At 71.1% G+C, this 5,336-nt stretch carries 3 protein-coding genes and 2 pseudogenes; all 5 read left to right on the top strand.

Annotated features, from left to right (window positions below; all coding sequences use genetic code 11):
• Nucleotides 1–186, top strand: a pseudogene (locus ACZ51D_RS43380) (ATP-binding protein); the annotation flags it as partial.
• 684 nt (nt 187–870) lie between these two features.
• Nucleotides 871–3,966: a nitrate- and nitrite sensing domain-containing protein gene (locus ACZ51D_RS43375; protein WP_465626808.1), complete on the top strand. Its 3,096-nt coding sequence runs from the start codon at nt 871–873 to the stop codon at nt 3,964–3,966.
• Nucleotides 3,967–3,976: 10 nt separating this feature from the next.
• Nucleotides 3,977–4,390, top strand: coding sequence for a roadblock/LC7 domain-containing protein (locus ACZ51D_RS43370; protein WP_030248297.1), 414 nt, complete (start codon nt 3,977–3,979; stop codon nt 4,388–4,390).
• A 160-nt stretch (nt 4,391–4,550) separates the two neighbouring features.
• On the top strand, nt 4,551–5,210 hold the full coding sequence (locus ACZ51D_RS43365; RefSeq protein WP_360498804.1) for a DUF742 domain-containing protein: 660 nt from the start codon (nt 4,551–4,553) through the stop codon (nt 5,208–5,210).
• Nucleotides 5,191–5,336, top strand: a pseudogene (locus tag ACZ51D_RS43360) (ATP-binding protein); the annotation flags it as partial. The gene ACZ51D_RS43365 and the pseudogene ACZ51D_RS43360, both read left to right, overlap by 20 nt.

The raw sequence follows: 5,336 nt of genomic DNA, 5'->3' as shown, positions 1-5,336 counted from the left end.
CTGCCGTTCGTCGTCGCCCTCAACGGCTTCGACGGACACCAGCCCCACACCGCCGACGAGGTCCGCGAAGCCCTCCAGCTGGGCCCCGACACCCCTGTGGTCACGCTCGACGCCCGCCGCCGCGACAGCGCCAAGAGTGCCCTCATCACCCTCGTCGAACACGCCCTGCTCGCCCGCCTCCGCTGAGCGGGACGCGCCGCGCACCGGACCCGGACGGCCCGGCGGCGAGCGCGCGGGCAACCGGAACCAGTCAGCCCCGTCGGCCCGTCGTTGCAACGGGCCGACGGGGCCGCGCCGCTTACGGGCCGGTGTCCTTCCGGGGCCCCGCGCAAGACCCGTGTATAAGCAGCCGATAACAGTTCGGTAGGCATTTTGTGATCAACAATGACGCAGCGTGGCGATTCAGCGTCACTCAGCGCCAGATGACCACGGTTTTGCTCCGTCATGTCGGTGAATGTCCGGATTGCGCCGACGCGGGTGCCGGACGGCGGCTGTTTGTCCCCCATCCCTGCACGTGCTGAAATTCCAGCTACCCCTGATTCTTTCGTGTCGGCCCGTCCGGCGACGGGTCAGGGCCCGGGGGTAGCGCTGGATTGATCCATGGCCGACTGTCGGCCGAGAGGTAGTTGTCGAGTGAGGCGTAAGCAGCAACCCGCCCCGCAGCGGCGCTCCGAGCCCCGCCAGAGCGAGCCGAACGGTACCCCCGGGAGCCCGGCCGGATTCTCCGCGTTCACTCCCACCGAGGAACGCCCCCCGGCCGCACCGGCTTCGACGCCCCCGAGCCTCGCCTCGGCGCCCCGCAGCGGCGGCGCGCAGGGCGGCGAAGGCGGCACGGGCCGGTACGAGTTCCTCCGCCCGCGGAACTGGCGTGTGCCGACCCGTCTGATCGCGATCCTGCTGATCCCCGTGATCATCAGTCTCGTCTTCGGTGGTCTGCGAGTGAACACCTCGGTCGACGGCTACATCAAGGCCTCCCGCGCCGAGAAGACCGCCGAGCTGGCCAAGGCCGCGACCGAGCTCGCCGAAGCGCTGGAGAACGAGCGCGACAAGACGCTCATACCCCTGCTCACCAAGCAGGACCCGAACAACGAGGTCACCAAGCGCCGCGCCGACACCGACGCCGCGCTGAAGGCCTACAACGCCGCGTACGAGGCCACCGACAAGTCCGGTGAGCTGCCGCGCCGCCACGAGGCCTTCCAGTCGCTGATCATCGACCTGCCGCACCTGCGGGCCAACGCGTACAGCCCCGAGCTGTTCCTCAGCGCGACCGCGAGCGCCTACTCGGTGATGTTCGCCCCGCTGCTGGCCTACGACAACTCGGTCGGCATGGGCTCCTCCAACGCCACCAGCAAGGGCCGCGCGATCTACGCGATGTCCCTGGCCAAGGCCTCCGCCTCGACCCAGCGCTCGCTGATGCTGAGCCTGCTGGTCGGCATCGCGCAGAACGGCACCACCCGGTACGAGAACGCCGACGCGACCCAGCAGATCGTGGTCGCGGAGAAGCTGGAGCAGGTCTCCCTCAACGAGTTCAACACCGGTAGCGCCCCCGAGGACGCCAAGAAGTACTCGGACGCGCAGGTCGCCCTGGCCACCGCCCAGGACCGCTCGGCGTACAAGATGCCGAACGGCCACGCGCCCACCATGCAGGGCCTGCTGGCCCTGGCCGCCGCGTACAGCCAGGCCGCCGCCGAGGGCCAGCTGAAGGGCAAGGCCACCGCCGACGCCGCGTTCGCCGAGGCGAAGGCCTCCGGCCTGACCCCGGACAACTGGAACCAGGCCGCCAACACCCACATCCAGGCCCTGCGGAACACCGAAGTCGTGCTGCTGGACGACGTCCTCACCGAGTCCCGCAACCTGAAGGACAACGCGCTCTACGACGCCATCCTCAACACGGTCATCGTCGTCGCCTCGCTGATCCTGGCCGGCCTGCTCACCGGTTACGTCGCCCGCTCGATGATCCTCGGCATGCGCACCCTGCGCAGCGCCGCCCTGGAGATCGCCGACCACCGTCTGCCCGACCTGGTCGAGAAGCTCTCCAAGACCGACCCCGACCGGGTCGACACCTCGGTGACCCCGATCCCGCTGCACGGCAAGGACGAGATCGGCGAAGTCGCCCGGGCGTTCGACCAGGTCCACCAGCAGGCCGTGGCGCTCGCCGCCGAGCAGGCCCTGCTGCGAGGGAACGTCAACGCGATCTTCACCAACCTGTCGCGCCGCAGCCAGGGCCTCATCCAGCGCCAGCTGGCGCTGATCACCGACCTGGAGAACAACGAGGCCGACCCGGACCAGCTGGAGAACCTCTTCAAGCTGGACCACCTCGCGACCCGTATGCGCCGCAACGGTGAGAACCTGCTCGTCCTCGCGGGCGAGGAGGCCGGCCGCCGCTGGAACACCCCGGTCCCGCTGGTCGACGTGCTCCGCGCCGCCGCGTCCGAGGTGGAGCAGTACGAGCGCGTCGAGCTCTCCGGCATCCCGGAGGTCGAGGTCGTCGGCGCCGCCGTGACCGACCTCGTCCACCTGCTCGCCGAGCTGCTGGAGAACGCCACCTCGTTCTCCAGCCCGCAGACCCGGGTGCTGGTCAACGCGACCCGCCTGCCGGACGGCCGCGTGCTGGTCGAGATCCACGACAAGGGCATCGGCCTCACCGCCGAGGACTTCGCCGAGATCAACGAGAAGCTGGCCGAGCCGCCCACGGTCGACGCCACCATCTCCCGCCGCATGGGCCTCTTCGTGGTCGGCCGGCTCTCCCAGCGGCACGACATCCGCGTCCAGCTCCGCCCGTCCGGCGAGTCGGCCGGCACGACCTCGCTGGTCATGCTCCCGCCGTTCGTCACCCAGGGCGGTGCCGCGCCGGAGCCCGAGGAGCAGTTCACCGTCTCCCGGATCTTCGCCGACCAGGAGCCGACCGACCAGTGGGCGCCCGACGCCCGCGCCCGCAGCGCCGCCGAGCTCGGCTTCGACGACCACCTCACCGGTGTCGGCAACGCCGGCTCCAGCGGGTTCAGCCCGGCCCTGGAGGCCGTCCAGCGCTCGCAGCGCCTCGACCAGGTCCGCCGCGCGGCCCTGGAGGGCGGCGCCCCGGACGGCCCGGTGCTGGACGCCGAGGTCGAGGAGGACTACCAGCAGGGCTACGACCAGTACGCCCCGCAGGGTTACCAGCAGGGCGGCGCCTACGCCGACGACCAGTACGGCTACGAGCAGCAGGGCTACCAGCAGGACGGGTACGCCCAGGACGGCTACGACCAGTACCCGCAGCAGGGCTACGACCAGCAGGGCTACGCCGAGGACCAGTACGCCGACGAGCAGTACGGCTACGACCAGGGCGGCTACGCCGACCAGTACGGCCGCCAGGCCCAGGAGGCCCCGGCCGGTCACCCGTACGCCCCGGAGCCGCCCGCGCTGCCCGCCGCCGACCAGGCGCCCACCACCCTGGCGTCCGGGCTGCCGCAGCGCCGCCCCGGCGAGCAGTTGGCGGGCGGTGGCCCCGGCAGCGCGCCGGCCGGCGCCGTCCCGTCGGGCGACAGCCCGAACTGGTTCGCGGGCGCCAAGGACACCTCGATGCCCCTCGAGTCGCGCGGCCACGACGTGTCCTCGCTCGGCGGTTACGGCCCGACCGGCCCGACCGCCGCCTGGCAGTCGCCGAACGACGGCGACTGGCAGCGGGCCGAGCAGCTGCGCGAGCCCTCCTCCGCCGGGACCACCCAGTCCGGTCTGCCGCGGCGCGTGCCCAAGCAGAACCTGGTGCCCGGCAACGCCAAGCCCACCCCGCAGGACGGGCCGCAGGTCTCCCGCAGCCCCGAGGAGGTCCGTGGCCGCCTCACCAACCTGCGCCGCGGTGTGGAGCAGGGCCGCAGCGCCGGCAACACCGGAAGCTTCCGGATCGACCCCGATCAGGTAGACCAGTCCGGCAACGGACAGAACCGCAGCACCGATCTCTTCGGCGGCTCGAACCACCAGGAGCGTTGAGTTGACTCAGATGAGCCAGGCCGCACAGAACCTGAACTGGCTGATCACCAATTTCGTGGACAACACCCCCGGGGTGTCCCACACCGTGGTGGTCTCCGCGGACGGCCTCCTCCTGTGCATGTCCGAGGGCTTCCCGCGCGACCGCGCCGACCAGCTCGCCGCCGTCGCCTCCGGCCTCACCTCCCTCACCTCCGGCGCCAGCCGGATCTTCGAGGGCGGCGAGGTCAACCAGACCGTGGTCGAGATGGAACGGGGCTTCCTGTTCCTCATGGCCGTCAGCGACGGCTCCGCCCTCGCCGTCCTCGCCGCCCCCGACTCCGACATCGGCCTCGTCGGCTACGAGATGGCCCTGCTCGTCGACCGCGCCGGCGCCGTCCTCACCCCCGCACTTCGCGCGGAACTCCAGGGCAGTCTCCTGCACTGACGGTTCGTCGGATACCGTCCAGGTATTCGAAGTACCTCCGCGTCCTTCCCGGGCCCGCTTCGGCGGGCTCGGGTTCGGACGTTGTACGGCCTTCGCACCACCGGCTCCGGACCCGCGCCGAAGCTGAACCGCACCGCCGCACCTTGTGAGGAGAGGAACCGTGACACCGCCCGACGACCGCAGCGGCCAATACGGTCTTCCGTACCCTGGCACAGGCCATGACGCTTTCGGAGCACCCGGCGTCGGCCACGGTCAGCAGTACGGCCGGCACCAGTACGGGCAGCCCCAGCACCCGTATGCCAGGCCCGAGGAGCAGTACGGCCAGTACGAGCAGTACGACCAGTACGCCCAGCAGCAGCCCTCCTACGGCGCCCCGGCGCCCGGCTACCCGACTCCGGCACCGGCGCCCGAGCCGACGCCCGGTTTCCGGCCGGCCCAGGACCCTGGGTACACCGAGGAGTTCGAGGACGAGCCCGACTCCGGCCCGCTGATCCGTCCGTTCGCTATGACCGGCGGCCGTACCCGGCCCCGCTACGAACTCGCGCTGGAGGCCCTGGTCTCCGCCGACGTCGATCCGCAGCGCCTGGCCACCCTGCTCCCCGAGCACCAGCGGATCTGCACGCTGTGCACCGAGGTCAAATCCGTCGCTGAGGTGTCGGCGCTGCTCTCCCTTCCCCTGGGAGTGGCCCGCATCCTCGTGGCCGACCTGGCCGAGGCCGGCCTGGTCGCCATCCACCAGCCCGCTTCCGGCGGCGAATCCGGAAACCAGCCCGACGTCACGCTGCTCGAAAGGGTCCTCAGTGGACTTCGCAAGCTCTAACGCGGCCGCCCCCACCCGCGCCACCACCTCCGCGAAGATCGTCGTCGCGGGCGGCTTCGGTGTCGGCAAGACCACGCTCGTCGGCGCCGTCTCCGAGATCAACCCCCTGCGCACCGAAGCCGTCAT

The organism is Kitasatospora sp. NPDC033851 (genome assembly GCF_055576085.1).
This window is presented reverse-complemented; position numbering and strand designations above follow the sequence as displayed.